Genomic DNA, 1612 nt, shown 5'->3' on the forward strand with positions numbered 1-1612 from the left:
ATCGGATTGATCCTTATCAATTTCTGCCAAGTTATGCGTACGGAACCGGTACGACCGAGATGTATATTTTTAATGAGTCGGAGATGGCCAAGATATTGGCTGAATCCCGCATCGCGAACCCTGCAGTCACATGGGAAGTAGCCCAGCAGACCAATGTGGGTATGGATCTACAGTTTTTCAATAATAAAATGAGCTTCACGGCTGAATACTTTTATAACCACCGTAAGGATATTCTTTGGCGCAGAAATGCATCAGTTCCGGGCTCCACGGGAATGACGCTTCCAGATGAAAATATTGGCGAGGTGATCAACCAAGGTGCGGAATTCCAGTTAGGTTATAACGGAAAGGCAAACGATTTTATCTACAGTTTCTCGGCTAACCTTTCGTTGAACAACAACAAGATTAAGTTTTGGGATGAGACACCTGGCGTGCCGGAGTATCAGCAGTCGACTGGTCACCCGATGAATACGAGTCTGTATTATAAAGCCATCGGGATATTCCGCGATGAGGCAGCTCTAGAAAATTATCCGCATTGGGCGGGCGCACGGCCCGGTGATGTTATTTTCGAAGACGTTAATGGCGACGGTCAAATAGATGGCCTGGACCGCGTTAGGGTAGATAAAACATCATTGCCGACACATATCGGCGGCTTCAATACGGATCTTTCTTACAAAGGGTTCTCGGCTTCTATATTTTTCCAATGGGCGCTAGGAGCTATGCGCAATGATTACTTCGAGATGCAGGGACAAATTGGTAATTATTTGGCGCGGGATGCTGAGGGAAGGTGGACAGAAGCTAATCCAGACGCAGATAAACCACGAACCTGGAATAGGTACAACGAATATTGGCGTAGCAATCAGAACACCTATTGGTTGCAAAACACGGACTATCTGCGGTTGAAATCGGTGCGACTAGGTTACACCTTGCCGAAAAATTGGATCCAGCGTATACGTGCCTCGGATGTACAACTTTATGTGTCAGGATTAAATCTTTTGACGTTCACAGGGATCGAGGATGTAGATCCGGAAAGTACCTCTAATACCGCATATCCGGCGAATAAGGTATATAATTTTGGCGTTTCGCTAACTTTTTAGTGAGATATAGCAGAAAAATCAAATAATGAAAAAAGAAGTTTTTAAAAGAAATTCTCATAGTATGAAAACGAAGTTACTAGCGGTAATGGGCGCCTTGGCTATGCTGATCAGCCTGAATGCCTGCAATAAGGATTTTTTAGATACCGTATCGCAGGAGGAATTTACCGATGAGGCAGTCTGGACCGATCCAGCATTAGTTGAAACCTTTCTTAACCAGATTTATTTCCGTCTTTATGAGCCGCTGACCGATGGCAGGGGTACCGCAAATATCGTCGATGAAGGCCACTATCGAGGTAATAGCGCTTCGATGCAGTTTAACAACAGCTTGTCAACTCAGGATAACCTCTATGCGTGGGGTTATCAGCGTTATCTTGTCTGGAATGAGTTATACAAGTCTATCCGATACGCGAACGTTTTCTTTAGTAAGGTGGAAGAGGTGCCCTTTACAGGCGAGGTTACTGACGGCAAGTCCGATAAGGATCGATTGACTGGTGAAGCACATTTTTTACGAGCATTTA

2 protein-coding genes are annotated in these 1612 nt (G+C 44.8%); both read left to right on the forward strand.

Translation table 11 applies throughout. From position 1 onward, the window contains the following. Positions 1-1094, forward strand: a 1094-nt coding sequence (locus tag HP439_RS19000; RefSeq protein ID WP_172391894.1) for a SusC/RagA family TonB-linked outer membrane protein, incomplete at its 5' end; no start/stop codon positions are given. 25 nt (positions 1095-1119) lie between these two features. Continuing rightward, on the forward strand, positions 1120-1612 hold a 493-nt coding region (locus HP439_RS19005), incomplete at its 3' end, for a RagB/SusD family nutrient uptake outer membrane protein (RefSeq protein WP_246229426.1).

The sequence above is a fragment of the Sphingobacterium shayense genome (genome assembly GCF_013179575.1).
GTDB classification, from domain to species: Bacteria; Bacteroidota; Bacteroidia; order Sphingobacteriales; family Sphingobacteriaceae; genus Sphingobacterium; species Sphingobacterium shayense.